The following is a 24,424-nucleotide window of genomic DNA, read 5'->3' as shown; positions in this document are numbered from 1 at the left end:
TTACGCGCCTCAGTCGAAGCTCGGCGGCTGGCTGAGGTCGTCGACCGGCGGCGCCGAGGGCGCTTCCTCGCCGTCCTCGGGCGCGCCGAGCGGCGGCAGACCCTCGAGACCCGGCAGTTGCTGTCCGTCCTCCTCCCCCCTGTCGGCCGGCGCGCCGAAGGGCGAACCATCGAGCCCATCCTGGTCTCCGAAGGTCGGGATGGTGATCTCGACTTCGCTGGGGTCGACGACATTCTCGCTCTTGTAGTGGGTGACGAGCCCCGGAAAGGCGATGACCAGAAGGATCATCAGGAACTGGACGATGATGAAAGGCACGGCGCCGCGATAGATCTCGGCGGTCCTGACGGCCGGCAGCAGGCGGCCCGAAACCTCGTCCTTCCACGCCTTCATCGGTGCGATGGAGCGCAGGTAGAACAGCGAGAAACCGAATGGCGGGGTGAGGAAGGACGTCTGCAGGTTGATGCCCAGGATCACGCCGAACCAGATCAGGTCGATGCCCAGCGTCTCGGCCGCCGGCGCCAAGAGCGGCACCATGATGAAGGCGATCTCGAAGAAATCGAGAAAGCAGCCGAGGATGAAGACGATGATCGTCACCGTTATGAGGAAGCCGGTCTCGCCGCCCGGCAGGCTGAGCAAAAGCTCTTCGATCCACACATTGCCGTTGATGCCGTAGAACGTAAGCCCGAAGACGCGCGCGCCGATCAGGATGAACATCACGAATGCCGAAAGCTTTGTCGTCGCGTCGAGCGCCTGCTTGAGCACGGTGAGGGTAAGCCGTCGCTTGACCAACGCCATCACCAGTGCGCCGGCCGCGCCCATGGCGCCGCCCTCCGTCGGCGTGGCGATGCCGAGGAAGATGGTGCCGAGCACCAGGAAGATGAGCGCCAGCGGCGGGATCAGCACGATGACCACTTGCTCGGCCAGCCGCGACAGGATGCCGAGCTTGAAGTGCCTGTTGGCGAGGCTGAAGGCGAGGGTGACCAGCGTGGCGGTCGTCGCTGCCCAGACCATGCGCACCTCGCCGCGCATATCGGCGAAGATGGTGTGGTAGGTGGCCAGATAGACGGCCACCGCCGCCGCCAGCACAGCGACCAGCGACCACACGCCGCCGCCGAGCGTGCGGATTTCCGGTGGCAAGGCGGGAGCCCATTGCGGGCGCACCAGGGTTATGGCGAAAACCAGTACGCAATAGATGCCGACAATGATGAGCGCCGGCAGCAGCGCACCCACATACATGTCGCCGACGGACCGGCCGAGCTGGTCCGCCATGACGATCAGCACAAGCGACGGCGGCACGATCTGCGCCAGCGTTCCGGAGGCGGCAATGGCCCCGGTGGCGAAGCTGCCATTGTAATTGTAGCGCATCATGATCGGCAGCGAGATCAGCCCCATGGCGATGACGGAAGCGGCCACCACGCCGGTGGTGGCCGCCAGAAGCGCGCCGACCAGCACAACGGCATAGGCGAGGCCGCCGCGCACCGGACCGAAGAGCTGTCCGATCGTGTCCAGGAGGTCTTCCGCCATGCGCGAGCGCTCGAGGATCAGGCCCATGAAGGTGAAGAAGGGCACCGCCAGAAGCGTGTCGTTGTACATGATCCCGTAGATGCGCTCGGGATGGGACTGCAGAAGCGGCCAGAACAGGCGGATTTCGCTGGAGACCGAGGATAGCTCCACGCCTATGACGAAGAAGAACAGCCCGCCGGCGGCAAGTGTGAAGGCCACCGGATAGCCGATCAGGAGCATCGCCATCACGCAGGTGAACATGATCGGCGCAAGATTGTGGGCGATCAGGTCAATCACGGGCGTGCCCTTCCTCGATCTCGATGGCAGCTTCCACCGTCGGGTGCAGGTCGTGCTGTGGATTGGGCTCCTCGATGATGCCGCGGATGACGGCAATGCGTTTGACGATTTCGGAAAGTGCCTGGGCCGTCAGGAGCACGAAGCCGGCGAGCACCATGAACTTGGCCGGCCAGATGATGAGCCCGCCGGCGTTCGTGGACATCTCCCCGCTGCGGAAGGAGCGCAGGAACCAGGGCCAGGAGAGATAGACGAGAAGCGAAACGAAGGGGAGCAGGAAGAAGATGTGGCAGACGAGGTCGATCCAATCGCGCACCCGCTTCGAGAGCTTGCTCGACACGATATCGATGCGGATGTGCTCGTTGCGCAGCAAGGTATAGGCCGAGGCCAGCATGAACACCGTGCCGTAGAGATACCACTGCAGTTCCAGAAGCGCGTTGGAGGCACGTGGGATCGGCAGGTAGGCCGGCAGGCCGTTGCCCAGAAAGCGCACGATGGCGTTGTAGGCCGAGACCAGGACCGCCACCAGAATGAGCCAGGACACTTGCCTGCCGATGAGCTGATTGATTCGATCGATAAAACGCGACAGGCCGAGTAGCCCCGCCATTTGCTCCTCCAGGATTTCCCCCGACGCCCATTCGGACCGGTTCATTTTTTGGCGACACTGCATTGCGTGGGCGCAAATGTCGACCGTTAAGGCCGGCCGCTATCGTTAAACCGGCGCGCAACTAACAGTTTCGCTCGGCGAAGGGAAGCGCGGCGGCAGCGATTCCACCCCCAGCGGATCGCCGAAACCGCCGCATTATCCCAGCGCGGCCCGAAACAATGCTGCGCGGGGCGCGCCGTTCGCGCTATTTTCTGTCGAAGCCGACGGGCATTCGGTTGCAGCCTTGCTCTTTATTGTCGCAGGTTCGAAATCGTTTGACGCCATCGCCAGCCGAGAGAAAACTAACGCATGACTCCGAAGAGCGTGCTCTTTAGTCCAGATGCGGCCAGGCATGGATAATCACCTTCCGCGCGACCTATATATTGATAAAAGCGCGTCCGACGGTGCGGACCGTTTCAGAGCCCCGCTTCCTCTAGGAGGAAAAAGTTCATGACGCTTCACGAGGTTTCGCTCAGCGACAAATACGACCTCGCCAAGGAGCGCATATTCGTCTCCGGTGCCCAGGCCATCGTGCGCATGCTGATGATGCAGCGCGAGCGCGACCGCCAGGCCGGGCTTAATACGGCCGGCTTCGTCTCCGGTTATCGCGGCTCGCCGCTCGGCGGCCTCGACCTGCAGCTCTGGAAAGCGCAGGCCGAACTGCGCGAGTCCTCCGTCGTCTTCCAGCCCGGCCTCAACGAGGAGCTGGCGGCCACCGCCTGCTGGGGCTCGCAGCAGACCGAGCTTCTGGGCGAGGGCAAGCACGACGGCGTCTTCGCGCTCTGGTACGGCAAGGGGCCGGGCGTCGACCGCACGGGCGACGTCTTCCGCCACGCCAATCTCGCCGGTTCGTCGAAGCACGGCGGTGTGCTGGCGCTGATGGGCGACGACCACGCCGCCGAATCCTCCACCGTGGCCCATGCCAGCGAGTTTGCCTTCGTCGACGCCATGGTGCCGATCCTCAACCCGGCCGGCGTGCAGGAGCTGATCGACTACGGGCTCTACGGCTATGCCTTGTCGCGCTTCGCCGGCACCTGGACGGCGATCAAATGCGTCAAGGACAACATCGAATCGACGGCCTCCGTCGACGTGGCGCTGGAGCGGCTGAGCATCGTCCTGCCCGAGATCGACATGCCGCCGGGAGGCCTCAACATCCGCCACGAGGTGAACCAGCTCGGCCAGGAGGAGCGGCTGCACGACTACAAGCGCGCGGCGGCGGCCGCCTTCGTGCGCGAAAACGGGCTCAACCGTATCGTCTTTTCGGGCGGGCGCAGCCCGAAGCTCGGCATCATCACTGTCGGCACCAGCTATCTCGACGTGCGCCAGGCGCTCTCCGACCTCGGCATAGACGAGGCGCGCGCCAACGCGCTGGGGCTGAGGCTCTTCAAGGTTGCCTGCCCTTGGCCGCTCGACCTCGAGCACATCAAGGATTTCGCGCGCGGCCTCGAAATGGTGATCGTGGTCGAGGAGAAGCGCTCGCTGATCGAGGTGCAGGTGCGCGAGGACCTTTACGGCACCTCCATGCAGCCGACGGTGATCGGCAAGAAGGACGAACGCGACGAGCGGCTTTTCAGGCCCATGGGCGCGCTCGACCCCAACCATATCGCCATCACCATCGGCGAGCGCATCCTCAAGGTCATCGGCCCCTCGGAGGAGATTTCCGCGCGGGTCGCCCGGTTGCGGCAGTTCCAGGCGATGCTGGCCGACACCAGGGATGTCGCCACCCGGATGCCCTATTTCTGCTCCGGCTGCCCGCACAACACCTCCACGCAGCTGCCGGAAGGCTCGATCGCCGGCGGCGGCATCGGCTGCCACTTCATGGCGCTGTGGATGGACCGCGGCACGGTGGGCTTCACCGCCATGGGCGGGGAGGGGGCGCAGTGGATCGGCCAGGCGCCGTTCTCCACGCGCGAGCACTTCTTCCAGAACCTTGGCGACGGCACCTACAACCACTCGGGCACCCTGGCGCTGCGCGCGGCCATCGCCGCCGGCGTCAACATGACCTACAAGATCCTCTACAACGACGCCGTGGCCATGACCGGCGGTCAGCCGCATGAGGGCGGGCTGACGATGGAGATGATCGCCGACCAGGTGCGCGCCGAAGGCGTGAAGCGCATCGCCGTCGTCAGCGACGAGCCGGAGAAATACGACGGCGTCGTGCGCTTCCCCGCCGGCACCACCGTTCATCACCGCGACGACCTCGATGCGGTGCAGCGGACCCTGCGCGAGGTAAAGGGGGTCTCCGTCCTCATCTACGACCAGACCTGCGCCGCGGAAAAGCGCCGCCGGCGCAAGCGCGGCACCTATCCCGACCCGGACAAGCGGGTGATCATCAACGAGCTCGTCTGCGAAGGCTGCGGCGACTGCGGTGTGAAATCCAACTGCGTCTCCGTGCAGCCTGTTGAGACGGAGTTCGGCCGCAAGCGGCGCATCGACCAGTCGAGCTGCAACAAGGACTTTTCCTGCGTCAACGGCTTCTGCCCGTCCTTCGTTACCGTGCATGGGGCGAAACTGAAGAAGCTGAAGGGCATCGCCGAGGGCGGCGACCCGCTCGAAGGCGTGCCGGAGCCCGAGCTTTTCCCGCTCGACAGCGGCTGGGCCGGCATCGTCGACGGCATCGGCGGCACGGGCGTGGTCACCATCGGTGCCATCCTCGGCATGGCGGCGCACCTTGAAGGCAAGGGTTCGGGCATCATCGACATGGCGGGACTGGCCCAGAAGGGCGGCGCCGTCTACTCGCACTTGAGGATCGCCCGCACACCCGCCGACATCAACTCCATCCACGTCTCGGCCGGCAAGGCGGATCTGGTGCTCGGCTGCGACCTCGTGGTCTCCGGCGCGCGCAAGGTGCTCTCCACCGTGCGTGAAGGGCACACCCTGTTCCTCGCCAACACGGCGGAAGTGATGCCGGGCGATTTCGCCCGCTCGGCCGATTTCTCGCTGCCGATAGAGCGGCTGAAGAAGGCCGTGCGCGAGGCGGCGGGCGAGGAGAAGGCGCATTTCTTCGACGCCACCAAGACCGCCACCGTGCTCTTCGGCAATTCCATCGGCGCCAACATGTTCATGCTCGGCATGGCCTACCAGTTTGGCGGCCTGCCGGTCTCGGCAGAGGCCATCGAAAAGGCGATCGAGCTTAACGGCCAGGCCGTCTCCATGAACCTCTCCGCCTTCCGCTGGGGCCGCCGCGCCGCGCACGAGCCGCGCCACGTCAGCGATCTGGTCGCCCGCGCCGCGCCCGCGGGCGGCGAAGAGCCCGCCCGCACGCTCGACGAGATCATCGCCCGCCGCGCCGATTTCCTCACCGCTTACCAGAACGCGGCCTATGCCGAGCATTATCGCACCCGCATCGCCCGCCTGCACGCGGCGGAAGAGAAGGTGTCTCCCGGCTCCACCGCGGTGACGGAAGCGGCCGCCCGCAATCTCTTCAAGCTGATGGCCATCAAGGACGAGTACGAGGTCGCCCGCCTCTACACCGACGGTGCTTTCCAGCGCCAGCTCGCCGCCGAGTTCGAGAACTACGACCGCCTCGAATTCCACCTCGCGCCGCCGATCTTCGCCCGGCGCGACGCCGAGGGACACCTGAAAAAGGCGCGCTACGGCCAGTGGATGCTCAAGGCTTTCTCCCTGCTCGCGCGCATGAAGCGCCTGCGCGGCACCGTCTTCGACCCCTTCGGCCGCACCACCGAGCGGCGCATGGAACGCCGGCTTCTTGCTCAATACGAGGCCGACCTCGACCTGATCGAGGCGTCACTTGCCCCCGGACGCGCGGAAGCGGCCGCCGCGCTGGCCTCGGTCCCCGCGCTCATCCGCGGTTTCGGCCATGTGAAGGAGGCGAACGCGAAGAAAGCAGCCGAAGAGCGCACCCGCCTCATCGCCCGCCTCAGGAAGACGGACCCGGACCCGCTTCTCGAGGCTGCCGAGTGACGGCGCGCACGGCGGAATCACTAATGTTATCAGCTATAAAGCTTTCTTAATTCGGTTGTGCCATTGGTGAGCCCGGCCAACGGGTTCATGCTGTGAGTACAAGCAAAACGAATGTTCCTGAAGAAGTCTATGTGGGCTTCGTGCGCTCGTTGTTCAACGAGGCCGAGGTGCTGCTCATAGGCGGGGTCTGCCACTGCCTCCTCGCATATCTGGTCTACACGACTTCGGGAGAACCCATATACCTTGGATTTGCGATCGTCCTGTTTTTCGCGGGCGTCTTTCGCTACTACAATATCCAGCAGGGGAAAAAGGCCAACATAACGACTTATGAGCAGGCCCGCCGGTGGGAGCTGAACTACCTTTGCACCGGATTTTTCCAGGCACTCATGATGGGCCTCTTCTGCTTCGTCACGCTCTACTACAAGCCTGATACTTTTGGAGAAATCGGTTCGGTCGCCGTGGTGATGGGCTCTACCATCACAATCGTCGGCAGGAACTACGGCTCCAGGACCATGGTGATGCTTCAGTCGCTGGCCGTGGTGCTCCCGATGGCCTTGGGCATGATCCTCAAGGGGGGGTATGCCTTCGTCATCCTGGGATTGTATCTCGTTCCATTCATCTTCGTGCTCAAGAAGATGTCGGACAATGTGCAGACCGTCCTCTTCGATGCGATAATCCAAGGCACCTGGTCGCGCCGTCTGGCGCACCGTTTCGATCGTGCATTGAATACGATGTCGCATGGCCTGGTGATGTTCGGCACCGAGGGAACGGTGGTCGTGGCCAACGCCCGCGCGGCGGAGATGATGGGCTTCCGATCGGTCAATCAGGTGCTCGGGCGCAGTCTCAGGGCGCTTTTGATGCGCGGCGTCGCCGGCGGCTTTCTCGAGACGAAGGATTTCCAGTACGCGGAATCGCACCTGACCGATGCGTTGCGCGAGGGGCGGGACCGAAAGGTGCTGCTGAAACTCACGGACGGGCGCTATCTGGAGTTTTCGGCCCGCGAGGGCCAGGACGAGCTCGCGGTACTCATATTCGAGGAAGTCACGCAACGGGTGGAGGCGGAAGAAAGAATCCGCTACATGGCGCGCTATGACAGCCTCACCACCTTGCCCAATCGGGCCTATTTCCATGAGATAGTCACAGAACTCATGGCAGCGGGCGACCGCGGTCGGCTTTGCGGTTTGGCCGTATTCGATCTTGATGACTTTAAGAGCATCAACGATACCCTTGGCCACCCCGTCGGTGATGGCCTCATTTACGCCGTTGCCGAGAAGTTGTCGACGGTGGCCTCCAACGATGTGAAGGTCAGCCGCTTCGGTGGCGACGAATTCATGGTCTTCTTCAACCGAGTTGAAGATGAGAACGACTTTTCGCTTCGCCTTACGGATATCTTCGAAAGCCTGCAGGGTGAAGTGGATGTGGCCGGACATCTGCTGCGCATCCAAGCCAGCGGCGGAGCAGCCCTGGCGCCTGTTAGCGAGACGGACGTCGACGCGATGATCGTGAAAGCGGATCTTGCGCTCTACAAGGCAAAGGAGCAGGGCAAGAATGGCTGGCGTCTGTTCGAGACCGAGATGGATGCGGCGTTTCGCAGCCGGCAGGTCATGAAAGGCGATCTGCGAAGCGCCGTGGAGTCGAAAAGCCTCCGTGTCGTCTTCCAACCGATTGTGGACATGCAGTCCATGCAGATCATCGGTGCCGAAGCCTTGTGTCGATGGGATCATCCCGAGCTTGGGCCCATTTCACCCGCAACGTTCATCCCTCTCGCCGAAGAGATTGGCATCGTTTCGGAAATCAGCGCACTGGTCCTCGATATTGCCTGTCATGAATGTGCGTACTGGCCGGAACATCTGCGTGTCTCGGTCAATCTGTCGGCTAAGGACTTCCATGGCGGCTCCGTCGTTGACAAGGTGCGCAGCGCGCTTGCGAAGGCGCAGCTTGCACCCGATCGATTGGAGGTCGAGGTCACCGAGACCGCTCTGCTCGACGACAAAATTTCGACGCGCAAATATCTCGAGGAACTCAGAGAACTCGGGGTGACCATCGCCCTTGACGACTTCGGCACCGGCTATTCAAGCCTCAGCTACCTTCACACGCTTCCGCTCGACAAGGTCAAGATCGACGGAAGTTTCCTTGCCGATCTGACGGGGAACGAACGATCGCTACGCCTGCTAACAAGCGTGGTCGATCTGTCGCGAAATCTGGGGCTTGCCGTGACCGTCGAAGGGGTCGAAGCGTTTGCACAGCTAAAGATATTGGCGGCGACCGTCCGGCCAGATCTGGTGCAGGGCTTTCTGTTCGGCTCCGCCTTGACTTCGTCCGGCATCAAAACGATGTCCGCCAGCGGCTGGTCGTTTCCCACCCCGGCGTCCTCCCAGCGGAAAGCCGCGAAGTCGGGCGCGCACGTGAAACCTATCGACCCTTGATCGTTGCCTGCTGGTGGCGATCTCGCGCCAAAGGGCAGGGCCTCGATTCGTTAAGGTTAACAATTGATTAAAGAACGATGCCAATTTTCTCCTTCTTCTATCGATCGTTCTGCGATAGCTTTTTGCCCGAATAGGGGCGAATATGTTGTCGGGTAAAACGGTACCGAATTATCAGCCGAGGCGCGAGGGGGCGCGGCCGTCCGTTTTTGCCCGGAACGCGATGGCCATCCTCGACGAGATCGAGTACCGCCGTAACGACGGCGGCGAGGACCTGGAGGCCATATACAGGCTGCGCTACAAGTCTTTTCGCCGTCATGGCCTTCTTTTGTCCGAATCCGCCGACGAGCGCATGGTGGATGAGCTCGACGAGGCACCGAACTGCTACAAGTTCGGCGTGTTCATGAACAACCATCTCGTCAGCACGATACGGCTTCATCATCTGACTAAGGAGATGCCCTACGCGCCGTCCATGACGGTTTTCTCAGACATTTTGCAGCCGCGGCTGGACCGGGGCGAGTCCTTCATAGATCCCAGCCGGCTGTCTATTGATCCGGACTTGACGACGTCTTTTCGCGTCTTGCCCTACATCACCCTTCGGCTAGCCTTTATCGGTGTCATTCACTTTAACACCTCGGGCTGTATTTCGATGATACGCGAGGAACATACCGGCTTCTATGCCAGAAGTTTCGATTCCATTTCGCTTTGCGAGCCTCGCCTCTATCCCCCCTTTACAATGCCGATATTCCTTTATGAAACGCGCACTGACCATAGCCTGCAGCTTTCGCTGGAGCGGTTTCCCTTTTTTGCGTCTACGGCGAGCGAGCGTCGCATGCTGTTCGATCAGCCGAAGCGCGGGGAGCTTGCGCCACTGACGATCCTGCCGACGGCGAAGTACCTGAAGGCCGCCGCCTGACGTCCGCGCCCACTTCCGTCCCTCCCGCCTTGCCATGACAGCAGCCGGCGTTCATAAGCGGTCGGGTGTGCGTGCGCCCGGAAACTTTCTGAGCCATGAGTGCCAAAGACGCGATCGTCCGTTCCGCCCTGTGGGCAAGCGAATTGACCGGCGAGGAGCTGGAGCGGGCGAAGCATGGGCTCGTTGAGCGGCACTATCCCAAGGGCGGCTATGTGTGCCACCGGGGCGACCGGCTCGACTATTGGACCGGCGTTCTCGATGGGCTCGTCAAGATCTCCGCCATCTCGGCTGCCGGCAAGGCGATGACCTTCGCCGGGGCGGCATCGGGAAGCTGGTTCGGCGAGGGTTCGGTGCTGAAGGACGAGCCGCGCAAATACGACGTCGTGGCCATCCGCGATACCAGGCTCGCCATGATGCAGCGCGCCACCTTCATGTGGCTCTACGAGAACAGCACCGGCTTCAACCGCTTCCTCGTGCGCCAACTCAACGAGCGCATGGGCCAGTTCATCGCCACCATCGAATACGACCGCATCCTCAACCCGAAGGCGCGCGTGGCGCGCAATCTCGCCTGGTTCTTCAACCCGGTTCTCTATCCGGCGGTCGAAAACGAGATCGAGATCAGTCAGGAGGAACTGGGGCTTCTTGCCGGCGTCTCGCGCCAGGTGGTGAACAAGGCGCTGCGCGAACTGGAGGAGGAGGGCCTGCTGCGCGCCGCCCACGGCCGCATCACCGTCTTGAAGCCGGACGCGCTCGGCCAATACGACGCCTGATCGGTGAGGGCTATCGGTGACAGGTGTCCGAATTGGCGGCGGATATCCGAACGCCAACACGCGCAAAGCGCACACAACAGCTTCAGAATAAAGGCAAATGGCCGCCTTGTCTGTCAAGCGCCTTGTTGATCCGCCTTGCTTTTCGTGGAACCCTCCCCACCATAACAAACCGTCGCGGGGAGGCGGCGGGAGAGGCGGCGCACGACGCCGCGATGGGAGGAGAATGGTTTGGCGCAGGCGCATCCTTCGCCCGACACGTTTGCCAAATTCCTGCTGCTGAACGCCGAGCGCTTTCGCGGCCGCCCTGCCATGCGGCACAAGGACTACGGCATCTGGCAGAGCTGGACCTGGGAAGAACAGCTCGAGGAGGTGCGTGCCTTTGCCCTCGGGCTGCAGACGGTCGGCTTGAAGCGCGGCGACAAGATCGCCGTCGTCGGCGCCAACCGTCCCCGGCTCTACTGGACCTTCGCCGCGGCCCAGTCGCTCGGCGCGGTGCCGGTGCCGGTCTACGCGGATTCGGTGGCCGAGGAGATGGCCTACGTGCTCGACCATGCGGAGGTGAAATACGCCGTCGTCGAGGACCAGGAGCAGGTCGACAAACTGTTGTCCATCGCCGAGAAGGCGCCGCATCTGAAGGAAATCGTCTATGACGAGCCGCGGGGCCTGAGCGACTACGACCACGCGCATCTGCATGCCTATTCCGGCCTTCGCGAAATTGGGCTGAAGCGCCTTTTGGAGGAGCCCGGCGCGGCGGAACTCTGGCTTTCCGAGGTGGAGAAGGGCAGGGGGGCGGACCTTGCCGTCATGCTCTACACCTCCGGCACCACCGGCCGGCCGAAGGGCGTGATGCTGTCGAACGACAATCTCGTGCGCTCGGCGCTCAACGGCAACGCCTTCGACAACCTCACCGAGAACGAGAGCATCATCGCCTATCTGCCGCTCGCCTGGGTGGGCGACCATCTCTTCTCCTACGCCCAGTCCTACACGGCCGGCTTCTCGGTCGCCTGCCCGGAAAGCGCGGAGACGGTGAACGAGGACCGCCGCGAGATCGCGCCGACCTATTTCTTCGCTCCGCCGCGCGTCTTCGAAACCCTGCTGACGGCCATCATGGTGCGCATGGAGGATGCCGGACGGGCGAAGAAGTGGATGTTCGACCGCTTCCTGGCGCACGCGCGGGACGTCGGCGAGCCGCTCCTGAACGGCGAGGCCGTCGGCCTTTGGGACCGCATCAAATACGCGGTTGGCGAGTTCTTCGTCTACGGGCCGCTCAAGAACCGGCTGGGGCTCTCGCGCATGCGCGTCGGCTATACGGCGGGTGAGGCGATCGGCCCCGAGCTCTTCAGCTTCTACCGCTCGATCGGCCTCAACCTGAAACAGCTCTACGGCCAGACGGAAGCCACCGTCTACATCACCGCCCAGCCGGACGGGAGGATCCGGCCGGATACGGTGGGGCTCCCCTCGCCGGAGGTGGAGATCAGGATCGACGAGAACGGCGAGGTGCTCTACCGCTCGCCCGGCGTCTTCATGGGCTACTACAAGAACGAGGAGGCGACACGCGACACCAAGACGGCGGACGGCTGGGTGCATACGGGCGATGCCGGCTTCTTCGACCGCGACGGGCAACTGAAGATCATCGACCGGGCGAAGGATGTCGGCAAATTCGCCTCCGGCGCCCTGTTCGCGCCGAAATACATCGAGAACGCGCTGAAGTTCTTTCCGGACATCAAGGAGGTGGTCGCCTTCGGCCATGGGCGCGACTTCTGCGCCGCCTTCGTCAACATCGATCTCACCGCCGTCGGCAACTGGGCCGAACGCAACAACATCGCATACGCCTCCTATCAGGAGCTTGCCGGCCACGACCGCGTCTACCAGATCATCGCCGCTCACGTGGCGGAGGCCAACCGGCGCCTTGCCGCGGAGCCGCTGATGGCCGCCTCGCAGGTCCGCCGCTTCCTGGTCCTCCACAAGGAACTCGACGCCGACGACGGCGAACTGACGCGCACGCAGAAGGTGCGCCGCAGCTACATCGCCGAGCGCTACGGCGAATTGATCGAAGCGCTCTACGACGGCTCGACAGAGAAATATGTGGAGACGGAGGTCACCTACGAGGACGGCCGCAAGGGCGTGCTGCGCGCCACGGTGAGGATCGCCGATGCGGAGGTGTTCCCGGCGGCGCCGGAGACCGTGCGGGAGGCGGCGGAATGAACGAGCGGCCCGACCACACCATGCTGACGGCGCCCGACGACGGTATCGCCAGGGGCGACGTGCTCCTGGAGGCCAGAAACATCTCGCTCGCCTTCGGCGGCGTGAAGGCGCTTACGGACATCTCACTGAACATCCTGAAGGGCGAGATCCGCGCCATCATCGGGCCCAATGGTGCCGGCAAGACGTCGATGCTCAACGTCGTCAACGGCTTCTATACGCCGCAGCACGGCTCGATCGTCTTCCGCGGGCGCGAGCGGCGCGCCATGAAGCCGCATCACGCGGTGGGGCAGGGGATCGCCCGCACCTTCCAGAACGTGGCGCTGTTCAAAGGCATGTCGACGCTCGACAACATCATGGCCGGCCGCTCGGTGATGATGAAGCGGCATATCGGCTGGCAGATGCTGTGGCACGGCCCGGCACTCAAGGAAGAGATCGCCCATCGCGAGACGGTGGAGGAGATCATCGACTTCCTGGAGATCCAGCACATCCGCCACACGCCGGTAGGCAAGTTGCCCTATGGCCTGCAAAAGCGCGTGGAGCTCGGCCGTGCGCTTGCCATGGAGCCGAGCCTGCTTCTTCTCGACGAGCCGATGGCCGGCATGAACCTCGAGGAAAAGGAAGACATGAGCCGGTTCATCATCGACGTGAACCAGCAGCGCGGCACCACGATCGCCCTTATCGAGCACGACATGGGCGTGGTGATGGACCTGTCGGACCGGGTGGCGGTTCTGGATTACGGAAAGAAAATTGCTGACGGTACGCCGGATGCGGTGAAGAATGACCAGGGGGTCATCGACGCCTATCTGGGCGTGCCCCATTGAGAAAGGAAGAATGAAGAATGATGTACGGTCTCGCCCTTACCCCGCTGGTCTCGCTGATAGCCGGCATCCTCATCCTGATCATGCCGCGGCTTTTGAACTACATCGTCGCCTTCTACCTCATCATCATCGGCCTCATCGGGCTGTTTCCAGGGCTGATGGGGTGAGCGGCCGGATGTCGGGACAGGGAGCCGGGCCATGGATTTTCTGAACGCCATCTTCGTCCAGCCCTTCGCAGACATGGCGGGTGCGCCGGATTTCCTGCTCCAGGTCGTGTGGGAGGGCCTCGTCGGCGGTGTGCTCTACGCGCTCATCGCGCTTGGGTTCGTGCTCATCTACAAGTCCTCGCGCATCTTCAACTTCGCGCAAGGCATCATGGTCGTCTTCGCGGCGCTCACGCTGGTCGGCCTCAATGAGAAGGGCGTGCCGGCGCTCCTCGCCCTGCCGCTCACGCTTCTCGTCATGCTCGTGCTGGCGGTGACCATCGAGCGCGCCGTCCTGCGCCCGTTGGTCAACCAGCCCGACATCATCCTGTTCATGGCCACCATCGGCATCACGCTGTTCCTCATCGGCTTCGGCGAAATCATCTTCGGCGGCGAAAACAAGGTGATGATCACGCGCGAGCTGATGATCCCCACCGACAGCATCACACTGGATCTCTTCGGCGGCTTCGTCTCCATCGAAGAGAAGGACCTCACCTCCGTCATCGGTGCGGTGCTCCTGGTTGCCGCCCTCCTTCTCTTCCTCAACAGGACGAAGACCGGCCGCGCCATCCGCGCGCTCGGCGACGACCATCAGGCAGCGCTTTCGGTCGGCATATCGCTGTCCACCATCTGGGTGGTCGTCTGGTTCATCGCCGGCGTCATCGCGCTTGCCACCGGCATCGCCTGGGGGGCGCGGGCCGGCGTCTCCTTCGCGCTCGAGGTCATCGCCTACAAGGCGCTGCCCGTGCTCATGCTGGGCGGTCTGGAAAGCGTCATGGGCGCCATCATCGGCGGCCTCGCCATCGGCATTCTGGAAAAGCTGTTCGAAGTCTACTGGGGCCAGCCGCTCATGGGCGGCAACACGGAAGCCTGGTTCGCCTACGTGGTGGCGCTGATCGTGCTCCTGTTCCGGCCGCAGGGGCTGTTCGGCGAGCGCATTATCGAGAGGGTGTGAGGGGATGTCGAGTATTGCCGCAACGCGCCCCTCTGGTGCCGCACTCGACGGGAGAGGTTAGCCCATGCTCTATCGCACCGCCGGCCAGTTCAAGACCAGCTACGCGGCCGACCACGCGCTGTTCCCCGTGCGTCAGGATGCCATCCTTTTGGGCGTCGTCCTTGTGTTCGCCTTTGTCATTCTTCCGCTGACAGCGAGCGAGTTCGCCTTCCGGGCGCTGCTCATCCCGGTGCTCATCTACGCGCTCGCGGCTCTCGGCCTCAACATCCTCACCGGCTATGCGGGCCAGCTCTCGCTCGGCACCGGCGCCTTCATGGGCGTCGGCGCGTATGCCTGCTACAAGCTCATCACCCTCTTCCCGGAGATGAACATCGTTGTCGCCATCGCGCTGTCGGGCTTCTTCTCCGCCGGCGTCGGCGCCCTCTTCGGCCTGCCGTCGCTGAGGATCAAGGGCTTCTATCTCGCCATCGCCACGCTGGCGGCCCAGTTCTTTCTCGTCTGGCTGTTCCAGAAATGGGCCTGGCTCTACAACTACAGCGCCTCCGGCGCCATCCATGTGCCCAATATCACCATGTTCGGCATTACCGTCGCCGGCCCGCGCGCGGCGGCCATCACCCAGTACTACTTCGTGCTCGCCATTGTCTGCATCGTCACCTTCTTCGCCATCAACATCACGCGCGGGCGCATCGGGCGCATGTGGAAGGCGGTGCGCGACATGGATATCGCAGCCGAGCTCGTCGGCATCAACCTGATGCGCGCGAAGCTCACGGCCTTCTTCGTGTCGTCCTATATCGTCGGCGTTTCCGGCGCGCTCTTCGTCTTCCTGTGGCGCGGCGCGGCGGAGGCGAACCTGTTCGACATCCCGTTGTCGTTCCGCGTGCTGTTCATCGCCATCATCGGCGGGCTGGGCTCGATCCTCGGCAACTATCTGGGCGCCATCCTCATCGTTGCGCTGCCGGTCATCATCAGCGCCGTCCCGGCCATGCTCGGCTTGCCGCTGGCTTCGGCGACGGTGGAGCATCTTAATGTGATGATCATCGGCGTGCTCATCATCACTTTCCTGATCGTCGAGCCGCACGGGCTGGCGCGGTTTTGGGCGGTCATTAGGGAGAAGCTGATACTATGGCCGTTCCCGCACTGAGGAGGCCATAATACCAAAGGGCCGGTTCGCCCTTTCCACAGCGGAAGAACGAACAAGTGGAGGAGACGAAATGAAGAAAATGATGAAGACTGCAGCCTTGTCGGCGGCGTTCGCCGCGGGCGTCGCCCTTGCCCTGCCTGCAAGCGCGCAGGAGGATTCGATCTATATCCCCAACCTGTCGTACCGCACCGGGCCCTTCGCGGCCACGGGCACGCCGCTGATGAATGGCCAGCGCGACTACATCACCCTGCTCAACGAACGAGACGGCGGGCTCAACGGCGTCAAGCTCACCTATGACGAGTGCGAGACCGGCTACAACACCGAGAAGGGGGTGGAGTGCTACGAGAGGACCAAGGAGAATGCCGTCGTCACACAACCCTGGTCCACCGGCATCACCCTGCAGGTGCTGCCGAAGTCCAATGTCGACGAAATCCCCATCCTCGCCCCTGGCTACGGCTTCTCGCCGATGGCCGACGGCAAGGTGTTCCAGTGGGCCTTCAACCCGCCGTCCTCCTACTGGGACGGTGCGTCCATGATCCTCAAGCACATCTCCGACGGCGATCTTTCCAACCTCAACGGCAAGAAGATCGCGCTCCTGCATCTCGACCATCCTTACGGGAAGGAGCCGATCCCGCTGCTCGAGGCACTGGCCGAGGAGCACGGCTTCACGCTCCTGCCCATCCCGGTTGGCCTCACCGAGATGCAGAACCAGTCGGCGCAGTGGCTGCAGATCCGCCGCGAGCGGCCGGACTTCGTGCTCATGTGGGGCTGGGGCGCGATGAATGCCGGCGCCGTCACGGAAGCGGCCAAGACCCGCTATCCGATGGAACAGTTCATCGGCATCTGGTGGTCCGGCCATGACGGCGACCTGAAGCTGATCGGCGAAGAGGGCAAGGGCTACCGCTCCATCTCGTGGAGTGTGCCTGTGCCCGATTCTCAGCTCGTCCAGGACATCAGGCAGTATGTGGTGGAGCCCGGCAAATCGCTGATCGAGAACGAGAGCGAGCTCGACTCGGTGTTCTACCAGCGCGGCCTGATGATCTCCGCTATGCTGGTCGAGGCCATCCGTGCCGCGCAGGAAGAGTTCGACACGCAGGCGCCGGATGCCACGCAGGTGCGCTGGGGCCTGGAAAACCTCAAGATGGACGAGGCCCGCCTCGAAGAACTGGGCGCCACCGGCATGCTGGTGCCGTTCGAGACCTCGTGTGCGAACCACACCGGCCATGGCGGTGCCTGGATGCTGGAGTGGGACGGCGAGAAGTTCGTCAAGGTCTCCGACCTGATCACGCCGGACCGCGAAGCGATCGAGCCGCTGGAGGACAAGGAGGCCCAGGCCTACGCCGAGGCCAACGCGCCGTGGCCGGTCAACGAAGAGTGCGAGATGTGAGGCGATACGCGGCTTCATCCCGGAAAGCCTGAGCGGCAGCGAAGGCTTGTCCGGAACCCATTCTCGCCTCGCTGAAGCTCCGGCGAAGCGGGCCGGTACAGGAAAGGTCACGGAATGGATTCCGGACAGCCTCCGCTACCGCTTCGGCTTCCGGAATGACGCCGTTGAGATGTGAGGAGCAACCTATGACCGCCGCCGCAGAAGCGCCGAGGCAAGACCCCGCCGACCTCATCCTCGAGGTCAACAACATCGAGGTCATCTACGATCGCGTCATCCTGGTGCTCAAGGGCGTGTCGCTGTCGGTGCCGAAGGGCGGCATCACCGCCCTTCTCGGCGCCAATGGCGCCGGCAAGACGACCACGCTCAAGGCCATCTCCAATCTGCTTCACGCCGAGCGCGGCGAGGTGACGAAGGGCAACATCGTGTTCGACGGTGCCCAGGTGCAGAACCTGTCGCCTAACGACCTGGTGCGGCGCGGCTGCATCCAGGTGATGGAGGGACGGCACTGCTTCGGCCATCTTTCGGTGGAGGACAATCTCCTGACCGGCGCCTTCACGCGCCGCGACGGCCAGGCGGCGATCCGCGAGGACCTGGAACTCGTCTACACCTATTTCCCGCGGCTGAAGGAGCGGCGGGGGAGCCAGGCCGGCTACACCTCGGGCGGCGAGCAGCAGATGACGGCCATCGGCCGGGCGCTGATGAGCCGGCCGAAGATGATCCTGCTCGACGAGCCGTCCATGGGGCTTGCCCCGCAGCTCGTCGAGGAGATCTTCGAGATCGTCAAGCAACTCAACGAGGAGCAGGGCGTGTCCTTCCTGCTTGCCGAGCAGAACACCAACGTGGCGCTGCGCTACGCCAAATACGGCTATATCCTCGAATCGGGCCGCATCGTGCTCGACGGCGAGGCGCGGGCGCTGCGCGAGAACGAGGACGTGAAGGAGTTCTATCTCGGCATCGGCGGCGAGGGCCGGCGCTCCTTCCGCAACGTCAAGCACTACAAGCGCAGGAAGCGCTGGCTCTCGTGAGCCTACTCCCGCTCACCGAAATATTTCGTCCGCAACGTCTCAAGTGCGCCGCTTTCATGCTCGCCGATGATCTCCACCGTGAGCGGCCGCGTCAGCGGGCTGGTGTGCTGCAGGCCGAAACCGTATTTGTCCGGAGCGAAGATGCGGCCGACCACGGTGATCTGCATGTCCGGATGCCGGAGCGCGTAATATTCCAGCACCGGCGCATCGGCGATCACCGCGTCGATGCGGCCGTCGGCCAGAGCGGTCACGGCCTCCTCGATCTCGGGATATGAGCGGATGGCGATGCCGTTTTCACGGGCGTATTCCTCGGCCACACTGCCGGTGAAGACACCGGCGGTCTTGCCCTGCAGATCGTCGATACCGCTGATCTGGTTGGTGAGCGACAGCGTCGTCATGACGCTGGTGACGGACGAGGTGACGTAGGCGAGCACTGCAATCCCGCAGACCAGCCACAGCGCCTGCCAGATACGCCCGACCCAGCCGAACAGGTTCTTGCGCGCCGCCGGTTTGCCGGAGGTGGCGACCGACATCACCGTATAGAAGCTCTCGGCGATCCCGTCACGCCAGCGGCGCGGGAAATCCTTGTCGAACCACCGGTCGAACAGGGTCAGCAGCACCGTGGCCACAGCAATGACGAAGGCGAGCCAGCCATAGGCCCTGAGATGGCCCGATTCCCGCAGGCCGGCGACAACGTCCCAGAAGCCGGCGCCCTGGTCCTCGTTGACCATCACGCGCAGCCCGGCGTCGTACCAGGGATGGGTGAAATCGATACGTTCGGCGCGCCTTTCCGTGATTGTCAGGTTGGTCAGGGCGATGTCGAGATCGCCATCGGCCGTCGCCTGGACAAGGTCCCTGATGGTGGGCATTTCCTCGTAGTCGAACCGAAGGTCGAGCCCCGAGGCGAGCCGCTCCCACAGCTCGACCGCCATTCCGGTGAAGCCGCCGTCGTCCCTCCTCATGACGAATGGCGGGCTGACATAGACGCCGACCTTCAGTTGCTGCGGAGATGGCGGCGCCTCTTCCTCCTGGGCGCGCAAATCGACGGTCGCCAACAGGCCCATCAAGAAAGCCAGCGTGAGCACTGCAAGAATGCTCTTTTGTCGTGAAGTCGCAGAGTGCACCGCTTCGCCCCTCATCTTCCAACGGACGGCTAATCAAACCCGGTTCCGTCCGATCGATAAAGCCATTTCATGGATTCTCTTGTGGAGCCGCGGTCGAGGAGGAGAAAAATGGGGGCCAGTGCCAACCTATTGTCGCTTCCGTGCAACTTGTCACGATGGCGTGGTCGGGCACGCGCTTCCTGCAACGGCGCATAGGGCGGCATGCGTCCATGCGGCCCATTGCCCTTGGGCGGCGTTTTCGCTATTCCCCTTGCCAGTCTTCATCCCGAGGGGGTATGCGATGGCAGAGAAACAGCCGGATGAACCGGCAGAAAAGGGTGCGGAAATGGATTACGCGGAACACGAACGCACCTACAGCCTCTTCCTGACGATTGCCAAATACACCTGCCTGGTGGTCGCCGCCACGCTGATTGCGATGGCCTTCGGCTTCTTCACCGCGGCAGGCTTCATTTCCAGCCTCATCCTCTTCATTCTCATCTGCGCGCTCGGCGTCTGGATGCTGCGCTGACGCGCGGCGCGCGGGCTCACCCGCGCTGGGGGATGTCCAACGACAAGGATACGACGGTGGGACAGACGATTTTCGTGCCCAGGGAGGTCGCCGGCAACGAGCCGCGCGTGGCGGTCTCGCCCGACACGGTGAAGCGGCTTGCCGGCCTCGGCTTCGATGTGACGGTCGAAAAGGACGCCGGCAGCCTCTCGCGCATCCCGGACGAGGATTTCAAGCAAGCCGGGGCAGCGATCGGCAAGGCGGCGGACGCCGCCAAGGCCGACGTGGTGCTGAAGCTGCGTCGCCCGACGGCCGCCGAGCTGAAAACCTACAGACCAGGCGCCGTCGTCATCGCCACCATGGACCCCTACGGCAACGAGGCCGAGGTGGCGGCGATGGCGAAAGCCGGCATCACGGCGTTTGCCATGGAGTTCATGCCGCGCATAACGCGTGCCCAGTCGATGGACGTCTTGTCGAGCCAGGCGAACCTAGCCGGCTACCGTGCCGTCATCGATGCGGCGGCCGAATACGACCGGGCATTGCCGATGATGATGACTGCCGCGGGCACGGTGCCGGCGGCCAAGGTGTTCGTCATGGGCGCCGGCGTCGCCGGCTTGCAGGCCATTGCCACGGCGCGCCGCCTCGGCGCCGTGGTGACGGCGACCGATGTGCGCGCGGCGGCGGGCGAACAGGTCGCCTCCCTCGGCGCCAAGTTCATCATGACCGACGCTTTGAAGGACGCCTCGGGCGAAGGCGGCTACGCGCGTGAGCTGACGGATGACGAGAAAAAGGCTCAAGGAGAGCTCGTCGCCGACCACATCGCCAAGCAGGACATCGTCATCACCACCGCCCTCATCCCCGGTCGGCCGGCGCCGCGCCTGGTGTCGGCTCAGATGGTGAAGTCCATGCGGCCGGGCTCCGTTATCGTCGATCTCGCGGTAGAGCGCGGCGGCAATGTCGAGGGCGCGAAGGCCGGCGAAGTCGTCACCACGGCAAACGGTGTCAAGATCCTCGGTCATCTCAACGTGCCGGGCCGCGTCGCCGCCTCCGCCTCGCTGCTCTACGCGCGCAACCTCTTCGCCTTCCTGGAGACGATGGTCGACAAGGAGAAACAGGCGCTCGCCATCGACTTCGAGGATGAGCTGGTGAAAGCCACCATGCTCACCCATGACGGCGCGGTGGTGCACCCGAACTTTGCCGGCTCTGCCAAGGATGTCGAGCCGGCGCCCAAAGCCGCACCCAAGAAGACGCCGGCGCGGCGCAGGGCGGCGACGAAGCCCGCTTCGCCGGAGCTTCAGCAAGGCGAGCCCGCTTCCGGGAAGGCGGCCGGCACGGGGGGCGCCAAGCGCAGGTCGACAGCTTCAGCCAGGAAGCCCGCCACGCGCAAATCCGGGGGAGAAGCCTGATGGAAAACACTGTCGAACAGGCGCTCGAACAACTCGAGCGCGCCACGGCGGGCGTGCGCGCCGCCTTCGAGAATATGGAAGCGGCCGATGCCGCCGGCGCGCTCGCGCATGGCGCGACGGGCGGGGCCATCGACCCCTTCGTCTTCCGCCTTGCAATTTTCGTGCTGGCAATCTTCGTCGGCTATTATGTCGTGTGGTCGGTGACCCCGGCGCTGCATACACCGCTGATGTCGGTCACCAACGCCATCTCCTCGGTCATCGTCGTCGGCGCGCTTCTGGCAGTCGGCATCTCTGCTTCCGGGCTTGCCACCGGCTTCGGCTTCGTCGCGTTGGTGCTTGCTTCGGTCAACATCTTCGGCGGCTTCCTCGTCACCCAGCGGATGCTGGCGATGTACAAGAAGAAGGACAAGTGACGTGAGCGCCAATCTTGCATCCTTCCTCTATCTCGTCTCCGGCATCCTCTTCATCCTGGCGCTGAGGGGGCTTTCGCACCCGACAACCAGCCGCCAGGGCAATCTCTACGGCATGGTGGGCATGGGGATCGCCATCCTCACGACGCTTGCGTTCGCCACGCCGTCGGCAGGTGGCTTCCTGCTCATCGTCCTGGGGCTGGCCATCGGCGGCTCGGTCGGCGCGGTGATCGCCCGGCGCATCCAGATGACGAAGATGCCGCAGCTCGTCGCCGCCTTCCACTCGCTCGTCGGGCTTGCCGCCGTCATGGTCGCGGCCGCCGCGCTCTATTCGCCGGAAAGCTTCGACATCGGCACGCTCGGCGCCATCCATGGGCAGGCGCTGGTCGAGATGTCGCTCGGCGTCGCCATCGGTGCTGTCACCTTCACCGGCTCCATCATCGCCTTCCTGAAGCTCGACGGCCGCATGTCGGGCAAGCCGATCCTCCTGCCCATGCGGCATATGGTCAACGCCGGCATCGGCATCGCGCTGGTCATTCTTATCGCCATGCTGGTGATGGGGCAGAGCCACACGGTCTTCTGGCTCATCGTCCTTCTGTCGCTGGCGCTCGGCGTGCTCATCATCATCCCCATCGGTGGCGCCGATATGCCGGTGGTGGTCTCGATGCTCAACTCCTACTCGGGGTGGGCAGCGGCCGGCATCGGCTTCACGCTCGGCAATCTGGCGCTCATCATCACCGGCGCGCTGGTCGGCTCCTCCGGCGCGATCCTGTCCTACATCATGTGCAAGGGGATGAACCGCTCCTTCATTTCCGTCATCCTCGGCGGCTTCGGCGGTGAGACGGCGGTAGCGGCGGATGACGGTATCGAGCGTACGGTCAAGCAGGGGTCGGCCGACGATGCAGCCTATCTGATGCAGAATGCGCAGAAGGTCATCATCGTGCCCGGCTACGGCATGGCCGTCGCCCAGGCGCAGCACGCGCTGCGCGAGATGGCCGACAAGCTGAAGGCCGCCGGCGTAGAGGTGAAGTACGCCATCCACCCGGTGGCCGGCCGCATGCCGGGCCACATGAACGTGCTGCTCGCCGAAGCCCAGGTGCCGTACGACGAGGTGTTCGAGCTGGAGGACATCAACTCCGAGTTCGCCCAGGCCGACGTCGCCTATGTTATCGGTGCCAACGACGTGACGAACCCGGCGGCCCGCGACGACAAGACCTCGCCCATCTACGGCATGCCGATCCTGGAAGTGGACAAGGCCCGCACCTGCCTCTTCGTCAAGCGCTCGCTCGGCTCCGGCTATGCCGGCATCGACAACACGCTGTTCTACAAGGACGGCACGATGATGCTCCTGGGCGACGCCAAGAAGATGACGGAAGACATCGTCAAGGCTCTGGAGAGCTGAGTGCGGCTCAAACAGGAATTGAAGAGCCCGGCCATTGTGGCCGGGCTTTTTTGTTGACACGCCACTTCCTGATATACATATAAAAGATGTATATCAATGGAGGTCGGGCATGCGTGTTTCCAAATGGGGCAACAGTCTTGCCATCCGCCTTCCTTCCTCGGTGGTCCAGCTTTTGGAGTTGAAGGAAGGTGACGAGATAGACCTCCATGCGGAGGGCCTGCGCTCCCTGGCAATAGCCAAGAAGCCTGACCGCAAGGCGCTCCTGCAGCGCCTTCAGCAGTTTCGCGGACGTCTGCCTGCCGACTTTCGCTTCGACCGGGACGAATTGAATGCTCGGTAGAGCAGACAAGAGCCCGTCTGCTTTCATCGATACCAACGTAATCCTCTATCTCGCCTCCGATGACCGCCAAAAGGCGCAGCGGGCGGAAGATATCGTCGGCCGTGGTGGTGTCATCAGCGTTCAAGTGCTGAACGAGATCGCCAATGCGGGGCGGCGTAAGATGCGTTTGAGCTGGGATGAGGTGCAACTGTTCATCGAGAGCGTACGGGGCCTTTTGCAGGTCGAGGATATGACGCTGCGCATTCACCAGAATGGGTCGGCGCTGGCACAACGCTACGGATTATCTGTCTATGACGGGCTTATCGTAGCGTCGGCGCTCGACAGCGGTTGTTCCGTTCTGTGGTCGGAAGATATGCGGGATGGTCTGCATGTCGAAGGCCTGCTGCATATCACCAACCCCTTCCGGGGGCTGTGAGGCACATCCCACCGCCGGCGGCGGGGAAGCCGCCGGTCTCTTATCACCCAATGTCTACAACGCCGTCGAGCGCAACTGGAACTCGCTGACGCCGACCGCCAGGTTCAAACCTGTCTGCGCCTGCAGGCTCAGGGGCTGCAGGATCAGGTTCTTGTAGGTTCCGCTCCACAGCACGTTGGCGCCGCCGCCTATGCCTGCGGTAACCTCGGCGCTGGCGCCCACATAATCGTCTTCAAGTGCGCCGGGCGCGTAGGGGTCGGTGGTGGTGGGCGCCATCACCAGCCAGCGCATCACGCGCTCGCCCGTAACGCCGGCTTCGAGGCCGAACTTGTTGACAACGCCGACATAGCTCTCGGGCGGGCGGGTATCGTCCGCCGGCTGGAAGGTGCAGGAAAGCTCCTTGGACGTCACGATCGCAATATCCACGCCGCCTTCGATGATGCAATCGAGGATGCCGACTTCCGTGCGTTCCTGGGCGGCGGCAGGCAAGGCGCTCGCCGACACGGCGAAGACCGCGGCGAGCGCCGCAGGTGCGCTTTTCTTCATCGCTCGAACTCCCGTTCTGTTTCTTGGACGCAAAACAGAACGGAAGCGGGAATGGTTCCCCGTGGTGCGACCTGACAGACGGTA

21 protein-coding genes are annotated in these 24,424 nt (G+C 63.5%); 17 read left to right on the top strand and 4 right to left on the bottom strand.

Translation table 11 applies throughout. The annotated features are described in order from the left end of the window. Window positions 1-9 precede the first annotated feature (9 nt). A complete protein-coding gene (locus GPJ75_RS09650) occupies window positions 10-1,800 on the bottom strand; it encodes a TRAP transporter large permease (protein ID WP_163267478.1) in 1,791 nt (596 codons plus the stop codon). Continuing rightward, the gene (locus GPJ75_RS09645; RefSeq protein WP_163267476.1) at window positions 1,793-2,404 is read right to left on the bottom strand and encodes a TRAP transporter small permease subunit; all 612 of its coding nucleotides are present in this window, start codon (window positions 2,402-2,404) and stop codon (window positions 1,793-1,795) included. The genes GPJ75_RS09650 and GPJ75_RS09645 overlap by 8 nt, the downstream gene beginning before the upstream one ends. Window positions 2,405-2,893: 489 nt before the next feature. Between GPJ75_RS09645 and GPJ75_RS09640 the strand changes: the two genes are divergently transcribed. The 11 genes from GPJ75_RS09640 to GPJ75_RS09590 all read left to right on the top strand — a co-directional run bounded on the left by GPJ75_RS09640 (window position 2,894) and on the right by GPJ75_RS09590 (window position 18,210). Then, complete coding sequence (locus GPJ75_RS09640; RefSeq protein WP_163267474.1) at window positions 2,894-6,367, top strand: indolepyruvate ferredoxin oxidoreductase family protein; 3,474 nt, start codon at window positions 2,894-2,896, stop codon at window positions 6,365-6,367. Window positions 6,368-6,498: 131 nt separating this feature from the next. After that, entirely contained in the window at window positions 6,499-8,793 is a 2,295-nt protein-coding gene (locus tag GPJ75_RS09635; protein ID WP_425483131.1) for a putative bifunctional diguanylate cyclase/phosphodiesterase, read from the top strand. 220 nt (window positions 8,794-9,013) lie between these two features. After that, window positions 9,014-9,706 (top strand): N-acyl amino acid synthase FeeM domain-containing protein, encoded by a 693-nt coding sequence (locus GPJ75_RS09630; protein WP_246248999.1) that lies wholly within the window; start codon window positions 9,014-9,016, stop codon window positions 9,704-9,706. A 95-nt stretch (window positions 9,707-9,801) separates the two neighbouring features. Beyond that, on the top strand, window positions 9,802-10,476 hold the full coding sequence (locus GPJ75_RS09625) for a Crp/Fnr family transcriptional regulator (RefSeq protein ID WP_163267468.1): 675 nt from the start codon (window positions 9,802-9,804) through the stop codon (window positions 10,474-10,476). 309 nt (window positions 10,477-10,785) lie between these two features. After that, window positions 10,786-12,681 carry an AMP-binding protein gene (locus tag GPJ75_RS09620; RefSeq protein ID WP_425483137.1) on the top strand — a complete coding sequence of 632 codons (1,896 nt, stop codon included), beginning with the start codon at window positions 10,786-10,788 and terminating at the stop codon, window positions 12,679-12,681. Next, complete coding sequence (locus tag GPJ75_RS09615; RefSeq protein WP_163267463.1) at window positions 12,678-13,502, top strand: ABC transporter ATP-binding protein; 825 nt, start codon at window positions 12,678-12,680, stop codon at window positions 13,500-13,502. Before GPJ75_RS09620 ends, GPJ75_RS09615 begins: the two co-directional genes overlap by 4 nt. 17 nt (window positions 13,503-13,519) lie before the next feature. Continuing rightward, window positions 13,520-13,666 (top strand): DUF3096 domain-containing protein, encoded by a 147-nt coding sequence (locus GPJ75_RS09610; RefSeq protein WP_163267461.1) that lies wholly within the window; start codon window positions 13,520-13,522, stop codon window positions 13,664-13,666. A gap of 31 nt (window positions 13,667-13,697) precedes the next feature. Beyond that, window positions 13,698-14,657, top strand: coding sequence for a branched-chain amino acid ABC transporter permease (locus GPJ75_RS09605; RefSeq protein ID WP_163267459.1), 960 nt, complete (start codon window positions 13,698-13,700; stop codon window positions 14,655-14,657). Window positions 14,658-14,721: 64 nt separating this feature from the next. Beyond that, window positions 14,722-15,798 (top strand): branched-chain amino acid ABC transporter permease, encoded by a 1,077-nt coding sequence (locus GPJ75_RS09600; protein ID WP_163267457.1) that lies wholly within the window; start codon window positions 14,722-14,724, stop codon window positions 15,796-15,798. Between the two features lie 70 nt (window positions 15,799-15,868). Further along, window positions 15,869-17,185 (top strand): ABC transporter substrate-binding protein, encoded by a 1,317-nt coding sequence (locus tag GPJ75_RS09595; protein ID WP_163267455.1) that lies wholly within the window; start codon window positions 15,869-15,871, stop codon window positions 17,183-17,185. 185 nt (window positions 17,186-17,370) lie between these two features. Continuing rightward, a complete protein-coding gene (locus GPJ75_RS09590; protein ID WP_163267453.1) occupies window positions 17,371-18,210 on the top strand; it encodes an ABC transporter ATP-binding protein in 840 nt (279 codons plus the stop codon). A 2-nt stretch (window positions 18,211-18,212) separates the two neighbouring features. On the opposite strand, the gene GPJ75_RS09585 is transcribed toward GPJ75_RS09590, so the two are convergent. After that, the gene (locus tag GPJ75_RS09585) at window positions 18,213-19,295 is read right to left on the bottom strand and encodes a transporter substrate-binding domain-containing protein (RefSeq protein WP_246248998.1); all 1,083 of its coding nucleotides are present in this window, start codon (window positions 19,293-19,295) and stop codon (window positions 18,213-18,215) included. 319 nt (window positions 19,296-19,614) lie between these two features. Between GPJ75_RS09585 and GPJ75_RS09580 the strand changes: the two genes are divergently transcribed. The 6 genes from GPJ75_RS09580 (at window position 19,615) to GPJ75_RS09555 (ending at window position 23,794) form a co-directional block, all read left to right on the top strand. Then, on the top strand, window positions 19,615-19,842 hold the full coding sequence (locus GPJ75_RS09580; protein WP_163267451.1) for an aa3-type cytochrome c oxidase subunit IV: 228 nt from the start codon (window positions 19,615-19,617) through the stop codon (window positions 19,840-19,842). Between the two features lie 56 nt (window positions 19,843-19,898). Further along, the gene (locus tag GPJ75_RS09575) at window positions 19,899-21,227 is read left to right on the top strand and encodes a Re/Si-specific NAD(P)(+) transhydrogenase subunit alpha (RefSeq protein ID WP_163267449.1); all 1,329 of its coding nucleotides are present in this window, start codon (window positions 19,899-19,901) and stop codon (window positions 21,225-21,227) included. Further along, window positions 21,227-21,640: an NAD(P) transhydrogenase subunit alpha part 2 gene (locus tag GPJ75_RS09570; protein WP_163267447.1), complete on the top strand. Its 414-nt coding sequence runs from the start codon at window positions 21,227-21,229 to the stop codon at window positions 21,638-21,640. The genes GPJ75_RS09575 and GPJ75_RS09570 overlap by 1 nt, the downstream gene beginning before the upstream one ends. Before the next feature lies 1 nt (window position 21,641). Then, window positions 21,642-23,039 carry an NAD(P)(+) transhydrogenase (Re/Si-specific) subunit beta gene (locus GPJ75_RS09565; protein ID WP_163267446.1) on the top strand — a complete coding sequence of 466 codons (1,398 nt, stop codon included), beginning with the start codon at window positions 21,642-21,644 and terminating at the stop codon, window positions 23,037-23,039. Between the two features lie 109 nt (window positions 23,040-23,148). After that, window positions 23,149-23,379 carry an AbrB/MazE/SpoVT family DNA-binding domain-containing protein gene (locus GPJ75_RS09560; protein ID WP_159588485.1) on the top strand — a complete coding sequence of 77 codons (231 nt, stop codon included), beginning with the start codon at window positions 23,149-23,151 and terminating at the stop codon, window positions 23,377-23,379. After that, window positions 23,369-23,794, top strand: coding sequence for a PIN domain-containing protein (locus GPJ75_RS09555; protein ID WP_163267444.1), 426 nt, complete (start codon window positions 23,369-23,371; stop codon window positions 23,792-23,794). The genes GPJ75_RS09560 and GPJ75_RS09555 overlap by 11 nt, the downstream gene beginning before the upstream one ends. 54 nt (window positions 23,795-23,848) lie before the next feature. On the opposite strand, the gene GPJ75_RS09550 is transcribed toward GPJ75_RS09555, so the two are convergent. Next, window positions 23,849-24,340: a DUF992 domain-containing protein gene (locus GPJ75_RS09550; RefSeq protein ID WP_163267442.1), complete on the bottom strand. Its 492-nt coding sequence runs from the start codon at window positions 24,338-24,340 to the stop codon at window positions 23,849-23,851. Window positions 24,341-24,424: the final 84 nt, after the last annotated feature.

This window comes from Chelativorans alearensis (genome assembly GCF_010993735.1).
Taxonomy (GTDB): domain Bacteria; phylum Pseudomonadota; class Alphaproteobacteria; order Rhizobiales; family Rhizobiaceae; genus Chelativorans; species Chelativorans alearense.
The sequence above is the reverse complement of the archived record's forward strand: the minus strand, read 5'-3'. Positions and strand labels throughout refer to the sequence as shown.

Bases quoted from the DNA above. Each gene is read 5' to 3' on its own strand.
- GPJ75_RS09580 (WP_163267451.1), top strand. From the start codon at position 19,615: ATGGCAGAGAAACAGCCGGATGAACCGGCAGAAAAGGGTGCGGAAATG.
- GPJ75_RS09605 (WP_163267459.1), top strand. From the start codon at position 13,698: ATGGATTTTCTGAACGCCATCTTCGTCCAGCCCTTCGCAGACATGGCG.
- GPJ75_RS09640 (WP_163267474.1), top strand. From the start codon at position 2,894: ATGACGCTTCACGAGGTTTCGCTCAGCGACAAATACGACCTCGCCAAG.
- GPJ75_RS09570 (WP_163267447.1), top strand. From the start codon at position 21,227: ATGGAAAACACTGTCGAACAGGCGCTCGAACAACTCGAGCGCGCCACG.
- GPJ75_RS09615 (WP_163267463.1), top strand. From the start codon at position 12,678: ATGAACGAGCGGCCCGACCACACCATGCTGACGGCGCCCGACGACGGT.
- GPJ75_RS09630 (WP_246248999.1), top strand. From the start codon at position 9,014: ATGGCCATCCTCGACGAGATCGAGTACCGCCGTAACGACGGCGGCGAG.
- GPJ75_RS09600 (WP_163267457.1), top strand. From the start codon at position 14,722: ATGCTCTATCGCACCGCCGGCCAGTTCAAGACCAGCTACGCGGCCGAC.
- GPJ75_RS09595 (WP_163267455.1), top strand. From the start codon at position 15,869: ATGAAGAAAATGATGAAGACTGCAGCCTTGTCGGCGGCGTTCGCCGCG.
- GPJ75_RS09560 (WP_159588485.1), top strand. From the start codon at position 23,149: ATGCGTGTTTCCAAATGGGGCAACAGTCTTGCCATCCGCCTTCCTTCC.
- GPJ75_RS09550 (WP_163267442.1), bottom strand. From the start codon at position 24,340: ATGAAGAAAAGCGCACCTGCGGCGCTCGCCGCGGTCTTCGCCGTGTCG.
- GPJ75_RS09610 (WP_163267461.1), top strand. From the start codon at position 13,520: ATGATGTACGGTCTCGCCCTTACCCCGCTGGTCTCGCTGATAGCCGGC.
- GPJ75_RS09555 (WP_163267444.1), top strand. From the start codon at position 23,369: ATGCTCGGTAGAGCAGACAAGAGCCCGTCTGCTTTCATCGATACCAAC.
- GPJ75_RS09625 (WP_163267468.1), top strand. From the start codon at position 9,802: ATGAGTGCCAAAGACGCGATCGTCCGTTCCGCCCTGTGGGCAAGCGAA.
- GPJ75_RS09590 (WP_163267453.1), top strand. From the start codon at position 17,371: ATGACCGCCGCCGCAGAAGCGCCGAGGCAAGACCCCGCCGACCTCATC.
- GPJ75_RS09620 (WP_425483137.1), top strand. From the start codon at position 10,786: ATGCGGCACAAGGACTACGGCATCTGGCAGAGCTGGACCTGGGAAGAA.
- GPJ75_RS09645 (WP_163267476.1), bottom strand. From the start codon at position 2,404: ATGGCGGGGCTACTCGGCCTGTCGCGTTTTATCGATCGAATCAATCAG.